The sequence below is a fragment of the Actinomycetospora sp. TBRC 11914 genome, from assembly GCF_012933465.1.
Lineage (GTDB): Bacteria > Actinomycetota > Actinomycetes > Mycobacteriales > Pseudonocardiaceae > Actinomycetospora.
In genome coordinates this window covers 29,900-50,320 of the sequence record NZ_JABBND010000008.1, presented here as the reverse complement: position 1 = coordinate 50,320, position 20,421 = coordinate 29,900, and the positions used below count along the sequence as shown (strand labels likewise).

Sequence of the window (20,421 nt, the reverse complement as noted above, 5' to 3'; positions counted from 1 at the left end):
GTGCGACGATCCCCATGACGACCACGGACGAGCGTCCGGGCCACGCCCGGCCACCGCAACGGTTCGCACTCGCGACGACGCGGCCCGACGTCGCCGAGTCCTGGCTGCAGGACGCCTACGTCGGCTACCGCCGCGCACGGCTGCGCAGCGATCCGGAGCACTTCTCGTTCACCACGACCGGGTGCGAGGTGCCGGGCCTGTCGATCGCCGCGATCCGCCACCGTGCGGCCTTCGAGTGCGAGACCGAGCCGCTGGACGGGATGCTCATCGTCAACATCCACCGCGGGGGCCGGATGCGGGTGGCGTCACCCGGGTCGACCGTCGAGCCCGACCTCGACGAGCCCTATCTCATGCCGGTCGGTGGCCCCTGGCGCGTGAGCTGGGACGACCTCGACGACGAGGCCGTCCGGCTCGACCGGGCCGTGGTGGAGCGCGCGGCGGCCGGACTGGGGTGGGAGTCCGGGCCGGTGGACTTCAGCGACTGGACCCCGGTGTCCGCGGCCGCCGCCGCGCGCATGCGCGCGGTCACCGCCCACGTCCGCGACCACGTCCTCGCCGACGACGAGGTCGCGAGCAGTCCGCTCGTCGCGGGCCAGGCGGCCCGGTCGCTGGCCGTGGCGGCACTGCTGGCGTTCCCGAACGACGCCCTCGAGGCGATCCGGGCGGCGGGGCCGGAGACCTCGAGCGGGGCGGCCGCCGTCCGTCGGGCCGTCGCCTTCATCGAGGAGCACGCCCGGGAGGACATCGGGCTCGGCGAGATCGCCACGGCCGCGCGGGTCGGGCCGCGGGCCCTGCAGAACGCGTTCCGCCGGCAGCGCGGGCACAGCCCCCTCGACCACCTGCGGACGGTGCGGCTCGAGGGCGCCCACCGCGACCTGGTCGACGCCGACCCCACGCTCGGCGACACGGTCGGCGGCATCGCGGCCCGGTGGGGCTTCAGCCACCCCGGACGCTTCTCCGTCACCTACCGGGGCCGCTTCGGCGGCAGTCCGCGGGACACGTTGCGGCGGTAGCGGGGCCGGGGTAGCCGCGCCGATGACCTCCTACGGCTACTTCCTCTCCTGCGAGCAGTACGGCCCGCACGAGCTCCTCGACCAGGCACGGCGCGCCGAGGACGCGGGCTTCGAGCGGCTCTGGATCTCCGACCACTTCCACCCGTGGAACGACGTCCAGGGCCAGAGCCCCTTCGTGTGGGGCGTGATCGGCGCGCTCTCCCAGGTGACCTCGCTGCCGGTCACCACGGCGGTGACCTCGCCGATCATCCGCATCCACCCGGCGATCCTGGCCCAGGCGACCGCCACCGCCGCCGTGCAGCTCGACGGCCGGTTCGTCTTCGGGGTCGGCACCGGCGAGGCGCTCAACGACCACGTCCTGGGCGACCACTGGCCCCCGATCGGCCAGCGCCTCGAGATGCTGGAGGAGGCGATCGGGCTGATCCGTCGGCTCCACGAGGGCGGGACGGTCAACCACCGCGGTCGGTACTACCGCGTGGAGGACGCCCGGATCTACACCCTTCCCGAGAACCCGGTCCCGATCTACGTCTCGGGCTTCGGCGAGCAGGCCACCGAGCTGGCCGGGCGGATCGGCGACGGCTACTGCGGCGTCGCGCCGGACTCCTCGCTGCTCGACACCTTCCGGCGCGCCGGGGGAGCGGGGAAGCCGACCCAGGGCGGCACGAAGGTGTGCTGGGGCGCCGACCGCGAGGAGATGATCGACGTCGCGCACCGCACCTGGCCCAACGACGCCTTCCCCGGGCAGCTCGCGCAGACCCTGCCCCGGCCCGCCGACTTCGAGGCCGCCGCACAGCTGCTGCGTCGCGACGCCGTGCCCGACCTGTTCGCCTGCGGCCCGGACGTCGACGAGCACGTCGCGCAGCTGCGCTCCTACGCCGACGCCGGGTACGACGAGGTCTACGTCCAGCAGATCGGGCCGGACAAGGAGGGCTTCTTCGCCACCTACGCGAAGGAGGTCCTGCCGGCGCTGGCGGACCGCGCCTAGGAAGGTCCGCGTCACACGGGACGGCGGACGTGGACGGTGCCGGCCGGGCCGCTCGGCCGGCCCCTACAGGGCGATCGTGTCCCCCCGCGCGACGAGGTCGACCCGGTCGACCCAGCCGTGCCGCTCGACCTCGGCGACGAAGTCGGACAGCGGTGAGCGGAACACGGTGTAGTCGTCGTAGTGCACCGGCGTCGCGCGGCGCGGCTCGATCATCCGCAGCGCCTCCATGCCCTGGCGCCCGTCCATCGTCACGACGAGCCCGCCCGGCAGCGTCGTGCCCCCGAGGTGGAGCACCGCCCGGTCGACCTCACCGACGTGGCCCCGGATCGCCTGCAGCCCGTCGAAGGCCAGCGTGTCGCCGGAGAGGTAGACCCGGCGCAGCACCGTCCCGTCGCCCGCGGTGAACTCGAGCAGGCTGCCCATCACCGGCGGCAGCAGACGCCCGAGCGGCCGGGGTGCGTGGCGCCCCGGCAGGGCCGTGACCCGCAGCGTCGCGCCGTCGGGCCCCGCGACGGTGTGGGTCTCCCACGTGTCCAGCCCGATCGCCCGCGGGAAGCCGTGCCGGGTCTGCAGGCGCTTCGAGGCGTGGCGGGTGGTCACGATCGGCGTCGTCCGGGGCAGACGCCGCCGGCTCTCCCGGTCCCAGTGGTCGCCGTGCAGGTGGGAGAGCACGACGACGTCGACCGGCGCGAGCTCCTCCGGCGACCACGCGGGATCGGTCAACCGCGCCGAGGAGAGCCCGTGCCCGAGGTAGGCGCGCTGGCCGCGGTGCAGGAAGTTCGGGTCGGTGAGCACCCGCATCCCGCCACAGCGCAGCAGGACCGTGGCCGTCCCGACGAACGAGAGGGAGGGGTCCGGTTCGGTCACGACGTGCTCCTCCTGGTCCCGGTCCGGGGTCAGTACGGGGCCAGCGCGTCGCCGGCGCAGGACAGCGCGAGGAACGCGTCCTCGGCCTGGCCCGCGGCCAGGTGGGCCCACGCGGTGCGGATCGCGGCCGCAGCGCGGCCACCGGTGCCGTCGTTCTCCTCGGCGGTCGCCCGGGCGCGGGCGAGGACGTGGGCGGTCGCGGCGTCCTCGCGGACGGCGCCCGGCGCGGCGGCGACGAGCGCCTCGGTGGCCGCCTGGACCATCGAGAGCAACGCCTCCCGCCGCTGCGCGGCGGCGTCGAGGGTGCGCGGGGGAGCTTGGGCAATCGTCATGGGGGCCTCCCGGCCGTCGGGTCGCACGACGGCTGGCAAGGTCAACCGATGAGGGCGGGTGCCCGCGTGGTGGCGCGGCCCACACCTGGATCTCAGGACGGGGGCGGCGTCGAGCGCACCACGTCGCGCAGGGTCGCGCCGAACAGGAGGGCGCCGAGCAGCACGGCCGTGAGCTCGAACCCGCCCGCTCCCGCCAGCACCGCGACCACGACGAGGCCGAGCACGACGACGACGGCGGCCGCGACCGTCCCGAGCGCGCGGCGCAGGCGACGGCGGGGATCGGCACGCAGGCGTGGCACGGCGTCGAGGGAGCGGGCCAGCGCGGCGAGCTCCACGTGCTCGCGCCACGAGAGCGGACGGGCGGGGCGGTAGGAGGGCGGGCTCACCGGGCCAGCGCCCCGGCCCGGCGCTCCGCGAGCCGGCGCTCCCGGCGCTCGGCGCGGATGACCGCGCGCCGCTCGTCCTCGGACTCGCCGCCCCACACCCCGAACGGCTCCTGCACGTGGTGGGCCCAGCGCCGACAGGCGTCCATCACCGGGCAGGTCGCGCACACCCGCTTCGCGCGGTCCTCGCGCTCGCGGCGCTCGTGGCCGCGCTCGCCGGTCGGGTGGAAGAAGGCGTCGAGATCCATGCCCCGGCACGCGGCGAGACCCTGCCAGCGCCAGTGGTCGTCCGTGGGGGCGGGGAGTCGGGTCACCGCGGCCATGGCGGCTCCTCTCGGCGGCCCCCGGCCGCGGCCCGCGCGGTCGGGAGGAGGCGGAACCGGCTGCGAGGTCAACCCTGGACCGCGGCGTCGGCGCCGACGGCGCGGTGACCGGCGGGTTCCCGACGGCGTGGGCCGTGAATCCACCTCGCGCGCCGGAGGAGTTTCCGGCCCGGCGCGAACGGCGATCTCCTCCTCGCCCGATCCCCACCGCGGAGGTCCCCGTGCGCCCGTTCGACGACATCGACCGGCTGGCCGCCTGGCCGGCACTCGACCGGATCGCGGCGCCGGCCCGCGACCTCGTGAACCGCGTGCTCACCGACCGGAAGGTGGCCGACGTCCTGCACGGGGTGCCGATCGGGCACCCGCTGCACCCGGTCCTCGCGCAGCTGACCTTCGGCAGCTTCCTGTCCGCGGGCATCCTCGACCTCGTCCCCCGCACCCGCCGGCCGGCGACGGCCCTCATCGGGGTGGGGCTGCTCTCCGCGGCCCCGACCGCCGCCGCCGGGTGGGCGGACTACGCGCAGGCCCACGAGGAGCAGCAGCGCGTGGGGATCGTCCACGCCGCGGCCAACATCACCATGCTCGCCGGCTACGTCGCCTCGCTCGCCGCCCGGGCGCGCGGCCGCGGTTTCCGCGGCGCGCTGTGGGGCTGGGCGGCGCTCGCCGTCGGCTCCGCCGGCGCGGCGCTCGGCGGGCACCTGAGCTACCACCAGTCGCTCGGCCCGAACCACGCCGAGCCCTACGCGCACATCGGGCCCGAGGACTGGGTCGACGTCGGCGCGGTCGCGGAGCTGCCGGAGGGGACGCCGGTGCAGCGCACGACCGGCGACGTCGGGGTCGTCGTCGTGCGCCGCGGGGACGAGGTGCTGGCCCTGGGGGAGCGGTGCCCGCACGCGTCGGCGCCGCTCTCCGACGGCGAGCTCACCACCGCCGACGGTGCCGAGTGCGTGGTGTGCCCGTGGCACGGCAGCGTCTTCCGGCTCACCGACGGCGGCGTGGTGCACGGCCCGGCGACGGCGCCCGCGGCGGTGTTCCCGACGCGCGTCCGCGACGGGCGCCTGGAGCTGCGGGTCGCGACGTGGCCCGGGGTGCCGGCGGGCTGACCCGGCGGCGGTGCGGCGCGGCCGACGTTTCGGGCCGGTCGTGCACGGCCGACCCCGTCCGCGGGAGATCACCGGATCTCTCGGAGAGGACGGACGATGAGTTCTGACCAGGGCACCCTCGACGCCGGCACTCCCGCCGAGAGCGTGCTGGAGTCGGCGACGGCCCGGCAGTTCGTCACGGCGCTGCGCACCCTCGAGGAGCGCGGCGAGCTCGACGACATGGTCGCGCTGAGCACGGACGCGACGCGGTGGTGGAGCGTCGGCCCGGATGACGAGGCCACCGGCCCGGACGGCGCCCGGCAGTTCTGGGAGCGCTACCGCCGCTCCTTCGCCGAGATCGGCTCGGAGTTCTCCACTGTCACCGAGACACCGAACCGGGTCGTGCTGGAGTGGACCAGCCGGGGGAGCCACCACAACGGCTCGCCGGTGCGCTACACCGGCGCGACGGTCCTGGAGCTCGACCGGGCCGACACCCTCGCCGGGGTGCGGCTCTACTACGACACCGCCGCGACGATGGTCGCCGCGGGCCGTTCCTCCTCGGGCGAGGGCGAGGGGATGCTCGACGAGTCGACCACCGCCTCGGGCCGGAACTCCGGGCTCTCCTCCTAGCGGGTCCTCGGAGCGGGCGCGGCCCGGGCATCCCGCGCATCCGGGTCCCGGGCGGCGACCGGCTCCCTACTGCAGCGGGATCTCCGCCGTGTCGCCCTCGGCCCGCGGGCCGAAGATCCGGCGATCCGCCTCGGTGATCTCCAGGTCGTTGATGCTCGCCTCCCGCCGGCGCATCAGGCCGTCGTCGGCGAACTCCCAGTTCTCGTTGCCGTAGGAGCGCCACCACCGGCCGTCCGCGTCGCGGCACTCGTACTGGAACCGCACCGCGATGCGGTTGCCCGCGAAGGTCCACAGCGACTTGCGCAGCGCGTAGTCCAGCTCGCGCTCCCACTTCTGCGCCAGGAACGCGACGATCTCGTCCCGTCCCCGCACGAACGTGTCGCGGTTCCGCCACACCGAGTCCTCGGTGTAGGCCAGCGACACCTTCTCGGGGTCGCGGGTGTTCCAGGCGTTCTCCGCCGCCTGGACCTTCTGGGCCGCCGACTCGGCGTCGAACGGCGGGTAGGGCGGGCGGCCGGCCATGGGGGACCTCCACGGGTCGCGGATCAGAACGGGCGTTCTCGGCTAGCCTAGAACGGTCGTTCTCGATGCGGAAGCGACGGGTCGGGGAGGTGCCGTGGAGCACGACGAGGCGCGAGAGCGGCTGCTCGCCGCGGCCGAGGCGCTCTACTACGCGCGCGGTATCCACGCGGTCGGGATGGACGAGGTGCGCGACCGGGCCGGCGTCTCACTGGCCCGGCTCTACCGGCTCTACCCGTCCAAGGCGCACCTCGTCGCGGGCTACCTGCGCGCCCGCGACGCCCGCTGGCGCGCCCGGCTCGCCGGCTGGGTCGAGGCCCACGCGGCCGACGCCGGGCCGCGCGCGCGGCTGCTCGCCGTCTTCGACTGGCTCGGGCGGTGGTTCGCCGAGCCGGACTACCGCGGGTGTGCCTTCATCAACGCCTGGGGCGAGATCGGCCCGGCCGACGACCTCGTGGCCGCCGCGGTCCGCGAGCACAAGGAGCTCTTCCGGGACTACCTCGTCGGGCTCGCCGACGGACTCGAGCAGCCCGTCGACGTGGCCGAGCAGATCCAGACGCTGGCCGAGGGCGCGATGGTGACCTCGGCGATCCTCGGCGGGCAGGCGGCGGTCCGCGCGAGGTCGGCGGCCGAGGCCGTCCTCCGCTGACGACCGCGCTCACTCCTCGTCGTCCAGGTCGTCGGCGCTCTCCGCCGCCTCGTCGTCGTCGCGCGACCCGCTCACGGTGGCGGCCCGGACCTGGTCACCCCCCGCGTGCAGGGCGTCGAGCACGGCGTTGACGGCGTCGGTCAAGGCGTCGGCGAGCCGGTCCGCCTCGACGTGCAGCACCACGTCGAGGCCCTCGGCGCCGACCGTGCGCACCGTCGGCGTGTACTGCGCCATCGCCGAGCGGAGGAAGTCCGCCGAGGAGCGCACCGGGCTCGTCGTCGTCGCCGACGTGTGGATGTCGAAGATCATGACCGGCCCTTCTCGGGGACGGGCGGGGATCACCCCGCCGCGTCGGCACCCGCCCGGCGGACCCGGGCGAGCAGCGCCGGCAGGTCGACGAGCTCGCCGAGGCCCCGACCGGTCGCGGCCGCCTGGGACTCGTGCGTGACCCGACCACGGTAGATCGACTCCCGCAGATCCTCGACGGTCCAGGCCGGGCCGGTGAACGCGGCCGGCACGGCGTCGTCGTCGATCTGCGGCCCGAACCCCGGCCCCCGGGTGGACAGCGCGAGGACGAGCACCTGGCCGCCCGGCGCGACGACCTCGGTCAGGGCCCGGGCGTAGCGGGCCTGGTCGTCGGCGCCGAAGACGTGGAAGAGGGCGCTGTCGAGCACCGTGGCGAAGCATCCGAATGCGGCCGGGTCCATCGCGTCGCCCACCGCGAAGTCGGCCGCCACCCCGGCGAGGCGCGCCCGCTCCCGGGCCCGCTCGACGGCGGCGGGGGCGGCGTCCACGCCGAGCACCTCGTAGCCGAGGCGGTGGAGCAGGATCGTGTGCTCGCCGACCCCGCAGCCGAGGTCGAGCACCGGGCCGGTGATCGCGCCGTCCCGGGCGAGCTCGACGACGGCGGGCTGCGGCTCGTCGATCACCCACGGCGGCTCGCCGGTGCGGTAGGCCTCGTCGAAGGTGTGCGGTGAGGTCGTCACGGGTCCTCCAGCGCTCGGGTCGGGCGATCCGTCCCAGCCTCCGACCTCGATCTCGGTCGAGGTCAAGCCTCCGCGGCGGGCGAGTGGTGCGACAGGACGCCGTGCGGGTCGGTCCCGAGGTGGTCGGGCGCCGGGTCGGTGTGCACCGTCGCGCCGGTCAGCCGCGGCACCGCGTGCAGCAGGGCGTGCTCGGCGGCCACCGCGATCGCGTGCGCCTCGACGACGGTGTTCTCGGCGGCGACCACGACGTCGGTCTCGGCCCGCAGCTTGTGACCGATCCAGCGCATCCGCACCCGCCCGACGGCCTCGACGCCCGGGACGGCGGCGAGCGCGGCCTCCGCGTCGTCGACGAGGCGGGGGTCCACCGCGTCCATGAGCCGGTGGTGGACCTCGCGGGCCGCGTCGCGCAGGACGAGCAGGATCGCGAGGGTGATCAGCAGGCCGACGACGGGATCCGCCCAGCCCCAGCCCACGGCCACACCGCCCGCGCCCAGCACCACCGCCAGCGAGGTCAGCCCGTCGGTGCGGGCGTGCAGCCCGTCGGCGACCAGCGCGGCCGAGCCGATCCGGCGCCCGACCCGGATGCGCAGCCTCGCGACGGCCTCGTTGCCGACGAACCCGACGACGCCGGCCGCCGCGACCGCCACCAGGTGCGAGACCGGCTGCGGGTGCAGCAGCCGGTCGACCGCCTCCCAGCCGGCGACGACGGCCGACGCCGCGATGACGAGGACGACGGCGACCCCGGCGAGGTCCTCGGCGCGCCCGTAGCCGTAGGTGTAGCGGCGGGTGGGCGGGCGCCGCCCGAGGACGAAGGCGATGCCGAGCGGCACGGCGGTCAGGGCGTCGGCGACGTTGTGGACGGTGTCGCCGAGCAGCGCCACCGACCCGGACACCACGACGACGACCGCCTGCGCCACCGCCGTGACGCCAAGCAGCGCGAGCGACCACCACAGGGCGCGGAGCCCCTCCCGGCTCGTCTCGAGCTCCTGGTCGACCCGGTCCGCGGCGTCGTGGGAGTGGGCCGGCAGGCGGTGGAGGAGGCGCCGCCACCAGACCTCGCGGACGTGGCCGTGCCCGTGCCCGTGCCCGTGACCATGACCGTGCGCCGTGTCGTCCACTGGGGTCCTCTCCCGATCCGACCGGTGTGGACGGTAGAGATCGCCGATACGGAAAGCGAATCAGCATTCACTGACAGGTGCCAGCGGTGCGTAGCAGCGGATCCGTCGCGGTTCGGCGCCGGACCTCAGGTCCCGTCGGCCCGCGTCCTCGGGACGTAGTCCCCTGGGCAGCGCGGCGCCGGTGTGGCGGGGTGGGAGACGTACCGCCCGCCGGAGGGGAGCCGATCCCGATGCGCGCTGACGAATCGTCGAACGGGGACGTGCCGCCTCCGACGGTGCCCCCTACCCCCGCGCCGCCGCCGCCGGCGGACCTCACCGGTGACGCGATCGGGACGCCGGCGCTGGTGCCCCGCGGCGTGGTCCTGCTGGTCGGCGCGGCCGCGACCGTGGTCGTCGTCGCGGGGATGTCCCAGGTGGCATGGCTGGCCGGGCCCATCCTGCTGGCCCTCATGATCGTCATCGCGGTGTACCCGGTGAAGACCTGGCTGCAGCGCCGGGGCTGGCCGTCGTGGGCGGCGGTGCTCGCGCTCGTCGTCGTGATCTACGGCGCGCTGGTGGTGCTGGTGGCCTTCCTCGTCGCGTCGGTGAGCCAGCTCGCGTCACTGCTGTCCCAGCACACCGGGCAGGCCAAGCAGCTCGTCGACTCGCTCACCGCACAGCTGGAGAAGATCGGGATCTCCCCACCCGACGCGAGCAACGCGGCGAACTCGGCGAACCTCACCAAGGTGGCCGGCGCGGTCGGGGACGTGCTCTCGGGCCTCGGGTCGATCCTGACGAGCCTGGTGTTCATCCTGGCCCTGCTGCTGTTCCTGACCGCCGAGTCCGGCGGCACCGACCGGCGGATGACCCTCATCGCCCAGCAGCGCCCGCACATGGTCGCCGCGCTGGGGAACTTCGTGCACGGGACCCGGAACTACCTGCTGGTCACCACCGTGTTCGGCGGGATCGTGGCGGTGCTCGACACCGTGGCGCTGTTCATCATGGGCATCTCGCTGGCGCTGCTCTGGGGCGTGCTCGCGTTCCTGACCAACTACATCCCCAACGTCGGGTTCATCATCGGGCTCGTCCCGCCGGCGCTGCTCGCGCTGCTGACCGGGGGCTGGCAGACCGCCCTCGCGGTGGTCGTCGTCTACTGCGTGCTGAACCTGGTCATCCAGTCGCTCATCCAGCCCCGCTTCGTGGGCGACTCGGTGGGGCTCTCCGCGACCGTCACCTTCGTCGCGCTGCTGTTCTGGGCGTGGATCCTCGGGCCCCTCGGCGCACTCCTGGCCATCCCGGTGACGCTGCTCGCCAAGGCGATCCTGGTCGACGCCGATCCCCGCGCCGCCTGGGTGGAGGCCCTCCTGGGCGCCGAGCCCTCCAAGCCCTCGACGCCGCGGAAGGAGCGCCGCGCCGCCCGGAAGGCCGCGGCGGCGGCCCCCGCCCCGGCCGAGGCGTCCTAGTCGGGGGTGTCCCGGTCGGGCGGCCGGGCCCCGGCCTGGGGCAGCGTGTGGGTGGTCGACGCCGCCGCCGCGGCGAGGTCGATCGCGTGTGGGCGGCGCACGTCGCGCCCGACCCGCCAGGCCAGCAGGATCCCGAACGCGGAGAAGATCGCCAGGACGAGGCAGGCGTGGCCGAAGCCCGTCGCGAGCGCATCGGCACCGGGTGCCCCGGCGTCCACCTTGCCGGAGGCGACGCGGGCGACGATGCCGGCGGCGACCGCCGTCATCACCGCGCCGCCGACGTAGCGCGCCATGTTGGAGATGCCGGACGCCGCCCCGACCTGGCGCGGGGGCACGCAGGACGTCGAGAGCGACGACGCGGGCCCGTTGGAGAGCGCGAGCCCGACCGCCACGCCGAGGAGGGGGAACAGGAACGCCCCGTAGCCCCAGCTGGGTCTCACGGCGGCCAGCACCGCGAACGACGCGGTGAGCACCACGAACCCGACGAGCACCACGGTGCGGCCCCCGAACCGGTGGGCGAGCGGGGTGACCAGCGGCGCGACCACCACCACCGCCGCGGCGACCGGCAGCGTCGCAATGCCGGCCTGCAGGCTCGTCCAGCCGAAGGCCAGCGGGTTCTGGAAGTACAGGCTGATGAGGAAGCTGATCGCGGCGATGGCCCCGGCGCCGATGAGGATCGCGGTCGTCGCCCCGACGAGCATGCCGTTGCGCAGCAGCGCGAGGTCGACCAGCGGCGCCCGCACCCGGCGCTCGACCGCCACGAAGGCGACCGCCGCCACCACGGAGGCGACGAGGCACCCGATGGTCCTCGCGGACGCCCACCCCCACGAGGACGCCTCGGTCACCGCGAACACGAACGGCACCAGCGTGGCCGCGACGAGCACGGTGCCCGCCAGGTCGATCCGGCGGGGGCGGTCCGGGTCCGACGACTCGCCCACGCTCGCCCAGGTGGCCGGGATGCAGACGGCGGCCACCACGGCGTCGATCCAGAAGAGGCCCTGCCACCCGGCGACCTGGTCGAGCACGCCCCCGACCACCGGGCCCGCCGCCGCGCCGACCGCCGAGGCGCCGCCCCACAGCGAGACCCCCCAGAGCTGGCCCTGCCCGGAGGAGGAGACCGAGAGCAGGCTCAGCCCGCAGGCGAGGATCGTCGCGCCGGACGCGCCCTGGATGACCCGGCCGAGGACCACGATGCCCCCGGTCGGCGCCAGGGCGATGAGCACGCACGAGGCGACGAAGAGCACCAGCCCGGCGACGAACACGCGGCGCCGGCCGAAGACGTCACCGAGCGCCCCGGTCGTGATGATCGTGGCCGCGCCCATGAGCAGGTAGCCGGTCACGGCCCACTGCAGGACGTCGATGGGGGTCCCCAGGTCGGCGCTGATCGACGGGATCAGGATGCTGACCGCCGAGGTGTTCGCGTTCACCACGAGCGTCGAGACGCACGCGACGAGGAGCACCCCCTTCCCGGGCCGGACACCGGGTCCGTCGGTGGTGCCGGACGCGGTGTCGGTGCTCGCCATGGCGTCCAGACTCGGCGATCACCGATCGCGGTCACCAGTGCCGGAGGGCCCGCACTCGCCGCCCGGAGGGCCGTGGTCAGCCTCCCGACGGCGCGCGGCTGAGGTCGACGACGCAGAAGAGGTTGTCGTCCGGGTCGGCCAGGACGACGAAGTCCGGGTCGGCGGGGTAGCCGTCCCAGTCCGGCCGCGTCGCCCCGAGCCCGAGCAGCCGCTCCACCTCGGCGTCCTGCTCGGCGGTGGTGTCGACGAACAGGTCGAGGTGCACGCGCGGGTGGGACTCGGCGGGGGAGCCGCTGTGCATGAGGGCCAGGGTGCGCGCGCCGTCGCCGTCGACGAGGTTGCGCCAGGTCGGGCTCGCCCACTCCTCGCTCGCGGTCAGCAGGAGCGCGGCGGTCCAGAACGCGACGGCGCGGTCGAGGTCGGTCACGCCGAGGACGGGGAAGCCGAGGCGGAGCACCGGCCCAGCCTGGCGCCCGGGTGGCAGGCGTCCCGCGGATGACGCGCGGGTGTGACGCGAGTAACGTCCGGCCCACCACGACGACGGTGACGACGAGGTCATCGGAGGTGCGCTCGATGTCCGACGCGAAGCACAACGAGACGACGACGCCGCGGGGCGCGGCCCGGGAGACGGTGCGCCGCGGCGACGTGCGCGGCCTCACGGAGTCCGCCCGCCAGTGGGCCCGGCAGCAGGGGCTCTCGGTGCCGACCCACGGCCCGTTGCCCCCGGAGGTCGTCGCCCAGTACCGGCGCCGGCAGACCTTCGAGTAGTGGGGTCACGCCCCGTGCCGGAGCAGGCACGGAGGTGAGTGCGGTCATTCGGCGGATGCCGCCGGGGTGAGGCGCCCCTAACCTCGGGGTCCCCGAGAGGAGACCGCCGTGCGCCCTCGTGCCCTCCCACCCGGTCCGACGCCGGGGTGAGCACGCTGGTCGGGCGCGCGCCCGAGCTCCGGGTGCTCCACGGGCTCGTCGACGAGCTCGCGGACACCGCGTCCGCCCACCCGACGACCGGCCACGCGACCACCGGCCACGCGACCACCGGCCACGTGACGACCGGCCTCGTCGTCGTCGGCGAGGCCGGCACCGGCAAGACGGCGCTCCTCGACGCCGTGGCCGGACGCGCACGCCTGGCCGGGGTGCGGGTGCTGCGGGCCGACGGCTGCCGGCACGAGGCCGACGTCCCCTTCGCCGCGCTCTCGCAGCTCCTCGACGAGCTCGGCCCGCTCGTCGGCGACCTCCCCGAGCACCAGCGCCGGGCCGTGACGGCGCTGCTCGAGCTGGACACTGACGCGTGCCGCGACCAGCTCCCCGCGCTGCGCACCGGGGTGCACCGACTGCTGCGCGGCCTCGCCGCCGCCGGGCCGGCCCTGGTCACGGTCGACGACGCCGACCGGCTCGACGTCGGCTCGCTGCACACCCTGCTGTTCGTCGCCCGCCGCCTGCACGCGCGCGACCGGCTGGGCGTGGTGCTGGCCGGCCGCGGGGACGCCCGCCCGGTGCCCGGGGACGCCTCGCTGCCGACGCTCGGGCTCGGGCCCCTCGACGGCCCGTCCGCCGAGGCGCTGCTGGACGGCCTGGCCGCCGCGCCGGCCGGCCGGGTCCGCGAGGAGATCCTGCTCGCGGCGCGGGGGAATCCGCTCGCGCTCCGGGAGCTCGGTGCCGCGGGCACCGACCGGCCGCTCGCGGTGGCCGGCGGGGCGCTGACCGCGTTCGCCGGCGAGGTGCGCGACCTGCCCCCGCGCACCCGGCGGCTGCTACTGCACGCGGCGGCGGGCGATGGCGAGCCGACGGCCGCGATCCACGCGGCGGCGGGGGAGCCGGACCTCGAGCACTGGGCGCCCGCCGAGCGCGCGGGGCTGGTGACCGTCGGGCGGACGACCGTCTTCCGGCACCCGCTCACCCGCGCCGCGACCTACGCGCTCGCCACCGCCGACGAGCGCCGCGACGCCCACCGGGCGCTCGCCGCGGCGGGGGACGACCCCGACGCGGCCGCCCGCCACCGCGCCCACGCGTGCCCGGGCACCGACGAGCAGGTGGCGTCCGCCCTGGCCGCGGCCGCGGACCGCACGCTCGCGCGGGGCGAGCACCGCGACGCGGCCCGGGACTTCGAGCGGGCGGCGGAGTGCTCCCCGCACCCGCGCCTCCGCGTGGCCCGCCACCACGCCGCGCTGCGGGCCGCCTACGCGGGCGGCGACGCCGCGTGGGTCGCCCGGCAGCACCGCCTCGTGCGGGAGCTGACCGACGACCCCGCGGTGCTGGTGCGCACGACGCTGCTGCACGCCGCCGCGCTGATGATGCGCGCCCGCCACCGCCACGCCGTGCGGGCGCTGCAGGAGGTCGCGCCGCTGCTGGGTGCCGTCGACCGCGGCTCGGTGGTGCTCCTCGCGGCGTTCCTCGCGACCGCGGCCGACGAGTCCGGCGTGCCCGAGCACCGCGACGCCGCCCAGGAGGTCCTGGCGCACCCGGTCGTCACGGAGTCCGTCCGGCAGGTCCTCGCCGCGCGGGAGTCGCCGGCCGATCTGCTGTGGCTGCGCAGCGGGGCCGCGCTCGACCGGCCCGCGGCGGCGGCCGCGCTCGCGGAGGCGCTGCGCGCGGGCCGGGCGGGACCGGGCGCCGGCGCCGACGACCTGCACAACCTCGGCCTGCTCGCCGACCGGGCCGACGACGTCCGGGCCACCGTGGACCTCCTCACCCGCTCGCTCGAGCTGATGCACCACGACGGGCCCGCCGCCTGGGGCGCCGGGGCACTGGTGGCCCTGCTCGTCGAGCACGGCCGGTGGAGCACCGCGGACCGCGCGATCGAGAACCTCGGGGTGCTGGCGGGCCGACGGCACCTGGACCGGCTCGGGGTCGAGGTCGCCGCGAGCCGCGCCGTCCTGCTCGCCCTGCGCGGCGACCCCGCGGCGGCCGAGGAGGAGCTGGCGCGGGCCCGGTCGCGGGTGGACCTGGCCGACGCCCTGCTGCTCGACGTGCGCCTGCGGACGGCCGCCGGGACGACCGCGAGCGTGGCGGGGGAGCACGCCCAGGCCTACCGCCACCTGCGGGGCGCGTTCGAGGCCGACGGTGCCCCCCGCCACGCCGTGCTCTCGCCCCGCCTGGTCGCCCGGCTCGCCGCCGAGGTGACCGGCCCGGAGGAACGGGCCGACGCCGCCGTCGTCGTGGCGGCGGTGCGGGCGGCGGTGGGGGAGCGCCCCTCGGTGCGGATGCGGCTGCTGCTCCACCACGCCGACGCGCTGGTCGGCCCGGACCGCGACGCCGAGCACCACTTCCGGCTCGCCCTCGCCGACCCCACGGGGGAGGACTGGCCGGTCGAGCGGGCCACCGTGCGCCTGGACTACGGCGGGTGGCTGCGCCGCCGGCGCCGGGCCCGCGAGGCCCGGGAGATGCTCTCGGCGTCGCTCGAGGGGTTCGCGGCGATCGGCGCCGTGGCCCTGGCCGAGCGGGCCCGCGCCGAGCTCCGCGCGGCGGGGTCGGCCGAGCACGTCGACCGGGAGCCCGCCGCCGACCCGCTCGCCGGGCTCACCCCCCAGCAGCGCGAGATCGTCCGGCTCGCGGCCGCGGGCCTGCGCAACCGGGAGATCGGGGAGCGGCTCTTCCTGTCGCCGCGCACCGTCGGGTCGCACCTGCACCACGCCTACCCCAAGCTCGGGATCAGCGGGCGCCACCAGCTCGGGGCGCTGCTGCGCACCTCCTGAGGGGCGGAACGGTCGTTCGACCGATACCGGGCGCCCGCGGCCGGTCGGAGGCTGGATCCACCGATCCGAGGGAGACGATCCATGCCCACCAACCCCACCGTCGTGCTCGTGCACGGCGCCTTCGCCGACGCCGGCAGCTTCGCCGCCGTGGTCCCCGAGCTGCTCGCCGACGACATCCCCGTCGTCGTGCCCGCCAACCCCAACCGGTCGCTGTCCGGCGACGCCGCCTACATCGCCTCCGTGGTCCGCCAGATCGAGGGCGACGTGGTGCTCGTCGGGCACTCCTACGGCGGGGCCGTCATCACCGTCGCCGGGGTGGAGGACAACGTGCGGGCCCTGGTCTACCTGGCCGGCTACGCGCTGGAGGAGGGCGAGAGCCTCGGCGAGCTGCAGGGCCGCTTCCCCGACTCGCCGCTGGCCACCGCGCTCGTCCAGACCACGTTCCCGCTGCCCGACGGCTCGACCGGCACCGACGTGTCCGTCGACCCGGCCCGGTTCCCGCAGATCTTCGCGGCCGACCTCGACCCCGAGCTCGCGAAGGTCCTCGCGGTCTCCCAGCGCCCGCTGGCGGCCGCGGCCTTCGCCGAGCCCGCCTCGGCGGCCGCGTGGCACACGAAGCCGTCGTGGGGGTCGGTGTCCTCCTCGGACACCACGATCAACCCCGACGTCGAGCGCTTCGGCTACCAGCGAGCCGGGGCGACGGTCGTCGAGATCGACTCGTCGCACCTGGTGATGCTCTCCCACCCGAAGGAGGTCGCCGACCTGATCCGCGAGGCGATCCGGGTCACCGACCGGTGAGGTCGATCCCGCACCGGGAGGTGCCGAGCGCGTCGGCGAGGAACCCGATGCCCTGGCGCAGGGCCGCCCGCGCGGCCGGCATCTCCTGGAGCGGGCGCAGCGTGACGAAGTCGTGTACCACGCCCAGGTAGCGCGTGCAGGTCACCGCGACACCGGCCTCGGTCATGGCGCGGGCGTAGGCCTCGGCCTCGTCGCGCACGACGTCGACCTCGGCGGTGACCACCAGGGCCGGCGGGAGCCCGACGAGGTCGGCGCGGGGCGCGCGGGCCGGGGCGAAGGCGGGGTCGTCGAGGTCCTCGACCCGGCCCGCGTACTGCTCCCAGTACCAGCGCGTGGCCCCGCTGGGCAGCACCGGGAGGTCGGCGAACTCCCGGTGCGAGGGCAGGTCGCAGCGCGGGTCGGCCCACGGGTAGAACAGTAGCTGGGCGACCAGGCGCGGCCCGGCCCGGCGGCCCGCGAGGACCGCGAGGACGGTGGCCGTCGTCGCGCCCGTGCAGTCGCCCGACACCGCGACCCGGCCCGGGTCCAGGCCCAGGTCGCCGGCGTGGTCGACGGCCCACAGCAGCGTCGCGTAGGCCTCCTCGACCGCCACGGGGTAGCGGGCCTCGGGGACCCGGGTGAACTCCGGGACCACCACCGCCGCGCGCACGCCGGTCGCGAGGGCGCGGATCAGCCGGCCGTGGGTGTCGGCGTCCCCGGCGGTGAAGCGGCCGCCGTGCAGGTGCAGCACCGCCGGGAGCGGGCCGGGCACCCCGGCCGGGCGCACCACGAGGAAACCGACCAGCCCCCGGGGCCCGGCCGCCGCGGTGTGGAGATCCGCCTCGACACCCGGCCCGGCCACGACGTCGTCCTGCAGCTCCCGCAGGGCCTCGCGCCCGTCCTGGGTGCCGAGCTGGTGCAACTGCGGAGGGCCCTGGAGGGCGTGGACCAGCCGCGCGCAGGCCGGGTCGAGCACCGGCACGGGGTCGGCTCCCTCTCCGGGCGTTCCTCCCACCGCGTCCCTCCGGCTCCGTCACGACACGACGGCCACGCCGTCGCCCGATCACGCTATCGGTGGTCCACCACCGCAACCACGGCGCCGGGAGAGAAGCGGTCGAACGACCGATGGGCGGGGCCGGGAACGGGCACTCACCCGCCGGGGCGAGGCGAGGAGGACCCGCGGACATGCTCCTGACCGGACTGGGTGTGGCGACGGCCGCGGCGGCCGCCAACGCCCTCGGGTCGGTGCTGCAACGGTCGGCGTCGCGCCACCACGACCCGGAGGCGGGCCGCCGGCGCGCGGTGCTCGACCTGCTGCGCCGCCCGGCGTGGACGGCCGGGATCGCCGGGCACGTCGTGGGCTTCGTCCTGCAGGCCGTGGCGCTGACCCTGGCGTCCATCTCGGTCGTGCAGCCGATGCTCATCACCGAGCTGCCGTTCACCCTGGTGCTGAGCGCGGTCCTGCTGCACACCCCGATGGGCCGCCGGGCGTGGACCGCGATCGCGGTGATGGCCCTCGGCCTCGCGCTCCTGCTGTTCTGCCTCGTGCCCTCGGGAGGCGACCCGGCGGCGACGTCGGGCCCGGCCTGGTTCGTCGGGAGCGCGATCGTGGTGGCCGTCCTCGTCGTCCTCGCGCTCCTGGGCCGCGGGGGCCGCGGACGACGCCGGGCCCTGTGGTTCGGGCTCGGCGCGGGCGTGACGTACGGGTACAACGCGGCCCTGCTCGCCGGGCTCGGACCGGCCTACGCCCACGGCGTGCTCGCGGTGCTCACCACCTGGCAGACCTACGGCGTGCTCATCGGCGGCATCGTCTCGTTCGTCTTCCTCCAGCAGGCGCTGCAGGCCCACGACCTGCTCTGGGCCCAGCCCGGCATCACGCTGGCCAACCCGCTGGTCGCCATGACGTGGGGCTTCGCCGTGTTCGGGGACCGGGCCCCGCTCGACGCCTGGACCCTCGGCGGGCTCGTCGGCGCGGTGGGCATCGTCGCGGGCACCGTCGTGCTCAGCCGCGTCGAGCACGCGGTGGTCGAGACCGACGGGGCGCCGTCCCCGGCCCCCCACGGAGCCGGCTGAGCGCCGGTTTCGGCGGCCCCGCCGAGCGTCGATCCGCAGCGATGACCTCACCGACCGATCGGCCCCTGCTCTCCGGGGCGCGCGGCGTGCTCGCGGGCCTCGCGGGCACGGCCGCCATGACGCTGTCCCAGACCGTCGAGCAACGGCTCTCGGGCCGTTCCGGGAGCACCACACCCGCCGACGGCGTCGCCACCGCCACCGGGATCGCGCCGAAGGACGAGGCCGCCCGGAACCGGCTCAACGTCGTCGCGCACTGGGCCTACGGCACCGGCTGGGGCCTCGCGCGCACGCTGCTCGACCTCGCCGGGGAGCGCGGCCCCCTCGCGACGGCGGCCCACCTGGCCGCCGTGCTCGGCGCCGAGCAGGCGCTCACCCCGGCCCTCGGGCTCGGGAAGCCGACCCCGGCCTACGGCGCCACCGCCACGCTGACCGACCTCGGCCACCACCTGGTCTACGCCGTGGCCGCCGGGACGGTGTACGACGCGCTGTCCGGCGACCGTGCCGCGGGCTGGACGCGGGCCGCCTGACCGGGCCGGGGAGAAACGAGGGAGAGAGCCCGGCCCGGGTGGGCAGCCCCCGGCATGGCTCCTCGGACCGACCAGCCGGAGATCGGCCTGCTCGCCGACCCCGACCTGCCGGTGGAGGTGGCGCACGCGCTGGCGGACTCCTCGTTGCCGCGCGCGCTCGCCGCCCACCGGAGCTGCGCCGAGGACGACCCCGGCTGCCGCCTGCAGGTGCGCCAGTCGGCGATCGCGGCCGGTCGCTCCCACATGCCCGGGGTGCTCGACGCGGTCGCCGACCACCGCGAGCGGGAGGGCTGGGACGTCGCGGTCTACCTCACCGAGGTCCCGGTGCTGCACGGCCACGAACCCGTGATCGCCGACGTCGGCCTCGACCGCCGGGTCGCCGCGGTGTCCCTGCCCGCCCTCGGCGCGTGGCGGCTGCGCACCCGGGCGGTGCGCGTGGTGGCCCACCTCGTCGTCGGGCTGCTCGAGGCCGACGGGGACGGGCCGGAGACCGCGACGGACGACAGCTCACCGCGCATCGCGACGCTCCTGGGCTCCACCCGCCGTCGGGAGCCCCGGGACTCCCGGATCGACCAGCGCCTCACCGGCCCGGTGGTGTCGGGCCGGCTGCGGCTCCTCGCCGGGATGATCCGGACCAACCACCCCGGGCGGCTCGTCGCCGGCATGGCGGCCGCGTTCGCGGCCACCGTCGCCGCCAGCGCATTCATGATCTTCAACTCGTCCACGTGGTACATCGCGCTGACCGCCGGTCCGTGGCGGCTGGTCGGCGCGGCGGTGGCGTCCGCGGTACTGATGACGGCGTGGATCGTCGTGCGCCACGGGCTGTGGGAGAGACGCCGGCGGGCCCAGGCCGAGGCACGCGTCATCCGGCTCTACAACCTCGCCACGCTCGCGACGATCGGGCAGGCGGTGGTCGCCCTCGTCGTCGTGACCTTCGCCGTCGACCTCGGCGCCGTCCTGTTCCTCATCTCGCCCGGCGCGCTCGCGAACACGGTCACCGCGACGTTGCACCGGACCCCGGTCGTCACCGACTGGATCCGCATCGCCTCGCTCGCGACGGTGGCCGCCACCCTGGCCGGGGCGGTCGGGATCGTCCTGCAGCGCGACGAGGACATCCGCAACGCCGCGTACGGCTACCGGCAGCGCGAGCACCTGCGGGGCAACCCGCCGGCCCGGATCACGGACCGCTCCGACGACGAGTCCGACGCGGCCTGAGACCGGGCGCCCGCCTCAGCGGGCGCGGGTCGGCACCGGGCGCCGGGCGCCCCGGTCGGACGTGCCGCGCCCGTCGTCGGGGGACGACCCGAACAGCAGCGGCGGCACGCTGAGGACGAAGAGGGCCCCGCCGATGATCAGCAGGATCCAGTTCGGCGGACTGGCCTGGGTGGCCCGCGCGAGGCCCATCGCGAGGACGACCAGGGATCCCGGCAGCGCGGTCAGGAGGCCGAGGGTGCGGACGATCTCGGGCACGGGAGCTCCTCGTCTCGTGGGACGTGGTGG

Annotated in this window: 24 protein-coding genes; 12 read left to right on the top strand and 12 right to left on the bottom strand. The window is 76.1% G+C overall.

The features are described 5' to 3' along the window. Positions 1-14: 14 nt before the first annotated feature. Both HH311_RS14305 and HH311_RS14300 read left to right on the top strand, forming a co-directional pair. Positions 15-1,013, top strand: a complete 999-nt coding sequence (locus HH311_RS14305) for a helix-turn-helix domain-containing protein (protein WP_169184344.1) — start codon at positions 15-17, stop codon at positions 1,011-1,013. A 22-nt stretch (positions 1,014-1,035) separates the two neighbouring features. After that, entirely contained in the window at positions 1,036-1,998 is a 963-nt protein-coding gene (locus tag HH311_RS14300) for a TIGR03557 family F420-dependent LLM class oxidoreductase (RefSeq protein ID WP_169184343.1), read from the top strand. Positions 1,999-2,061: 63 nt separating this feature from the next. On the opposite strand, the gene HH311_RS14295 is transcribed toward HH311_RS14300, so the two are convergent. From HH311_RS14295 to HH311_RS14280, 4 genes are all read right to left on the bottom strand, one after another. Further along, positions 2,062-2,865 carry an MBL fold metallo-hydrolase gene (locus tag HH311_RS14295; RefSeq protein ID WP_312030147.1) on the bottom strand — a complete coding sequence of 268 codons (804 nt, stop codon included), beginning with the start codon at positions 2,863-2,865 and terminating at the stop codon, positions 2,062-2,064. A gap of 29 nt (positions 2,866-2,894) precedes the next feature. Then, on the bottom strand, positions 2,895-3,197 hold the full coding sequence (locus HH311_RS14290) for a hypothetical protein (RefSeq protein ID WP_169184342.1): 303 nt from the start codon (positions 3,195-3,197) through the stop codon (positions 2,895-2,897). 92 nt (positions 3,198-3,289) lie between these two features. Continuing rightward, positions 3,290-3,583 carry a hypothetical protein gene (locus HH311_RS14285; RefSeq protein WP_169184341.1) on the bottom strand — a complete coding sequence of 98 codons (294 nt, stop codon included), beginning with the start codon at positions 3,581-3,583 and terminating at the stop codon, positions 3,290-3,292. Beyond that, entirely contained in the window at positions 3,580-3,903 is a 324-nt protein-coding gene (locus HH311_RS14280; RefSeq protein ID WP_169184340.1) for a WhiB family transcriptional regulator, read from the bottom strand. The genes HH311_RS14285 and HH311_RS14280 overlap by 4 nt, the downstream gene beginning before the upstream one ends. Positions 3,904-4,124: 221 nt before the next feature. Between HH311_RS14280 and HH311_RS14275 the strand changes: the two genes are divergently transcribed. Then, a complete protein-coding gene (locus HH311_RS14275; RefSeq protein ID WP_169184339.1) occupies positions 4,125-5,006 on the top strand; it encodes a Rieske (2Fe-2S) protein in 882 nt (293 codons plus the stop codon). A 96-nt stretch (positions 5,007-5,102) separates the two neighbouring features. After that, entirely contained in the window at positions 5,103-5,615 is a 513-nt protein-coding gene (locus HH311_RS14270; protein ID WP_169184338.1) for a nuclear transport factor 2 family protein, read from the top strand. Between the two features lie 66 nt (positions 5,616-5,681). Here the strand turns inward: HH311_RS14270 and HH311_RS14265 are convergent, their stop codons facing one another. Next, positions 5,682-6,137: a nuclear transport factor 2 family protein gene (locus HH311_RS14265; protein ID WP_169184337.1), complete on the bottom strand. Its 456-nt coding sequence runs from the start codon at positions 6,135-6,137 to the stop codon at positions 5,682-5,684. 94 nt (positions 6,138-6,231) lie between these two features. Here HH311_RS14265 and HH311_RS14260 point away from each other — a divergent pair, with 94 nt between their 5' ends. Beyond that, positions 6,232-6,783, top strand: coding sequence for a TetR/AcrR family transcriptional regulator (locus HH311_RS14260; RefSeq protein ID WP_169184336.1), 552 nt, complete (start codon positions 6,232-6,234; stop codon positions 6,781-6,783). 9 nt (positions 6,784-6,792) lie between these two features. Here the strand turns inward: HH311_RS14260 and HH311_RS14255 are convergent, their stop codons facing one another. The 3 genes from HH311_RS14255 to HH311_RS14245 form a co-directional block, all read right to left on the bottom strand. Further along, positions 6,793-7,092, bottom strand: coding sequence for a hypothetical protein (locus HH311_RS14255; protein ID WP_169184335.1), 300 nt, complete (start codon positions 7,090-7,092; stop codon positions 6,793-6,795). Positions 7,093-7,121: 29 nt separating this feature from the next. Continuing rightward, positions 7,122-7,769, bottom strand: a complete 648-nt coding sequence (locus tag HH311_RS14250; RefSeq protein WP_169184334.1) for a class I SAM-dependent methyltransferase — start codon at positions 7,767-7,769, stop codon at positions 7,122-7,124. 62 nt (positions 7,770-7,831) lie between these two features. Next, on the bottom strand, positions 7,832-8,887 hold the full coding sequence (locus HH311_RS14245) for a cation diffusion facilitator family transporter (protein ID WP_169184333.1): 1,056 nt from the start codon (positions 8,885-8,887) through the stop codon (positions 7,832-7,834). Between the two features lie 230 nt (positions 8,888-9,117). Between HH311_RS14245 and HH311_RS14240 the strand changes: the two genes are divergently transcribed. Beyond that, positions 9,118-10,329: an AI-2E family transporter gene (locus HH311_RS14240; protein WP_169184332.1), complete on the top strand. Its 1,212-nt coding sequence runs from the start codon at positions 9,118-9,120 to the stop codon at positions 10,327-10,329. Here the strand turns inward: HH311_RS14240 and HH311_RS14235 are convergent. Further along, a complete protein-coding gene (locus HH311_RS14235; RefSeq protein WP_169184331.1) occupies positions 10,326-11,852 on the bottom strand; it encodes an MFS transporter in 1,527 nt (508 codons plus the stop codon). The two genes, HH311_RS14240 and HH311_RS14235, sit on opposite strands and share 4 nt — an antisense overlap. A 76-nt stretch (positions 11,853-11,928) precedes the next feature. Next, positions 11,929-12,309 (bottom strand): VOC family protein, encoded by a 381-nt coding sequence (locus HH311_RS32660; RefSeq protein WP_169184330.1) that lies wholly within the window; start codon positions 12,307-12,309, stop codon positions 11,929-11,931. 116 nt (positions 12,310-12,425) lie between these two features. On the opposite strand from HH311_RS32660, the gene HH311_RS14225 reads away from it, so the two are divergent. From HH311_RS14225 to HH311_RS14215, 3 genes are all read left to right on the top strand, one after another. Further along, entirely contained in the window at positions 12,426-12,620 is a 195-nt protein-coding gene (locus HH311_RS14225; protein ID WP_169184329.1) for an Lsr2 family protein, read from the top strand. 146 nt (positions 12,621-12,766) lie between these two features. Then, entirely contained in the window at positions 12,767-15,544 is a 2,778-nt protein-coding gene (locus tag HH311_RS14220; RefSeq protein ID WP_169184328.1) for a LuxR family transcriptional regulator, read from the top strand. Positions 15,545-15,625: 81 nt separating this feature from the next. Further along, entirely contained in the window at positions 15,626-16,342 is a 717-nt protein-coding gene (locus HH311_RS14215) for an alpha/beta fold hydrolase (protein ID WP_169184327.1), read from the top strand. On the opposite strand, the gene HH311_RS14210 is transcribed toward HH311_RS14215, so the two are convergent. Next, the gene (locus HH311_RS14210; protein WP_169184326.1) at positions 16,329-17,303 is read right to left on the bottom strand and encodes an alpha/beta hydrolase; all 975 of its coding nucleotides are present in this window, start codon (positions 17,301-17,303) and stop codon (positions 16,329-16,331) included. The genes HH311_RS14215 and HH311_RS14210 overlap by 14 nt on opposite strands. 203 nt (positions 17,304-17,506) lie before the next feature. On the opposite strand from HH311_RS14210, the gene HH311_RS14205 reads away from it, so the two are divergent. From HH311_RS14205 to HH311_RS14195, 3 genes are read left to right on the top strand one after another with little or no spacing between them, the layout of a single operon-like run. Continuing rightward, complete coding sequence (locus HH311_RS14205) at positions 17,507-18,394, top strand: DMT family transporter (protein ID WP_169184325.1); 888 nt, start codon at positions 17,507-17,509, stop codon at positions 18,392-18,394. Between the two features lie 41 nt (positions 18,395-18,435). Next, entirely contained in the window at positions 18,436-18,921 is a 486-nt protein-coding gene (locus tag HH311_RS14200) for a hypothetical protein (protein ID WP_169184324.1), read from the top strand. A gap of 54 nt (positions 18,922-18,975) precedes the next feature. Next, on the top strand, positions 18,976-20,136 hold the full coding sequence (locus HH311_RS14195; RefSeq protein ID WP_169184323.1) for a hypothetical protein: 1,161 nt from the start codon (positions 18,976-18,978) through the stop codon (positions 20,134-20,136). Between the two features lie 15 nt (positions 20,137-20,151). Here HH311_RS14195 and HH311_RS14190 read toward each other — a convergent pair whose 3' ends face one another. Continuing rightward, entirely contained in the window at positions 20,152-20,391 is a 240-nt protein-coding gene (locus HH311_RS14190) for a hypothetical protein (RefSeq protein ID WP_169184322.1), read from the bottom strand. Positions 20,392-20,421: the final 30 nt, after the last annotated feature.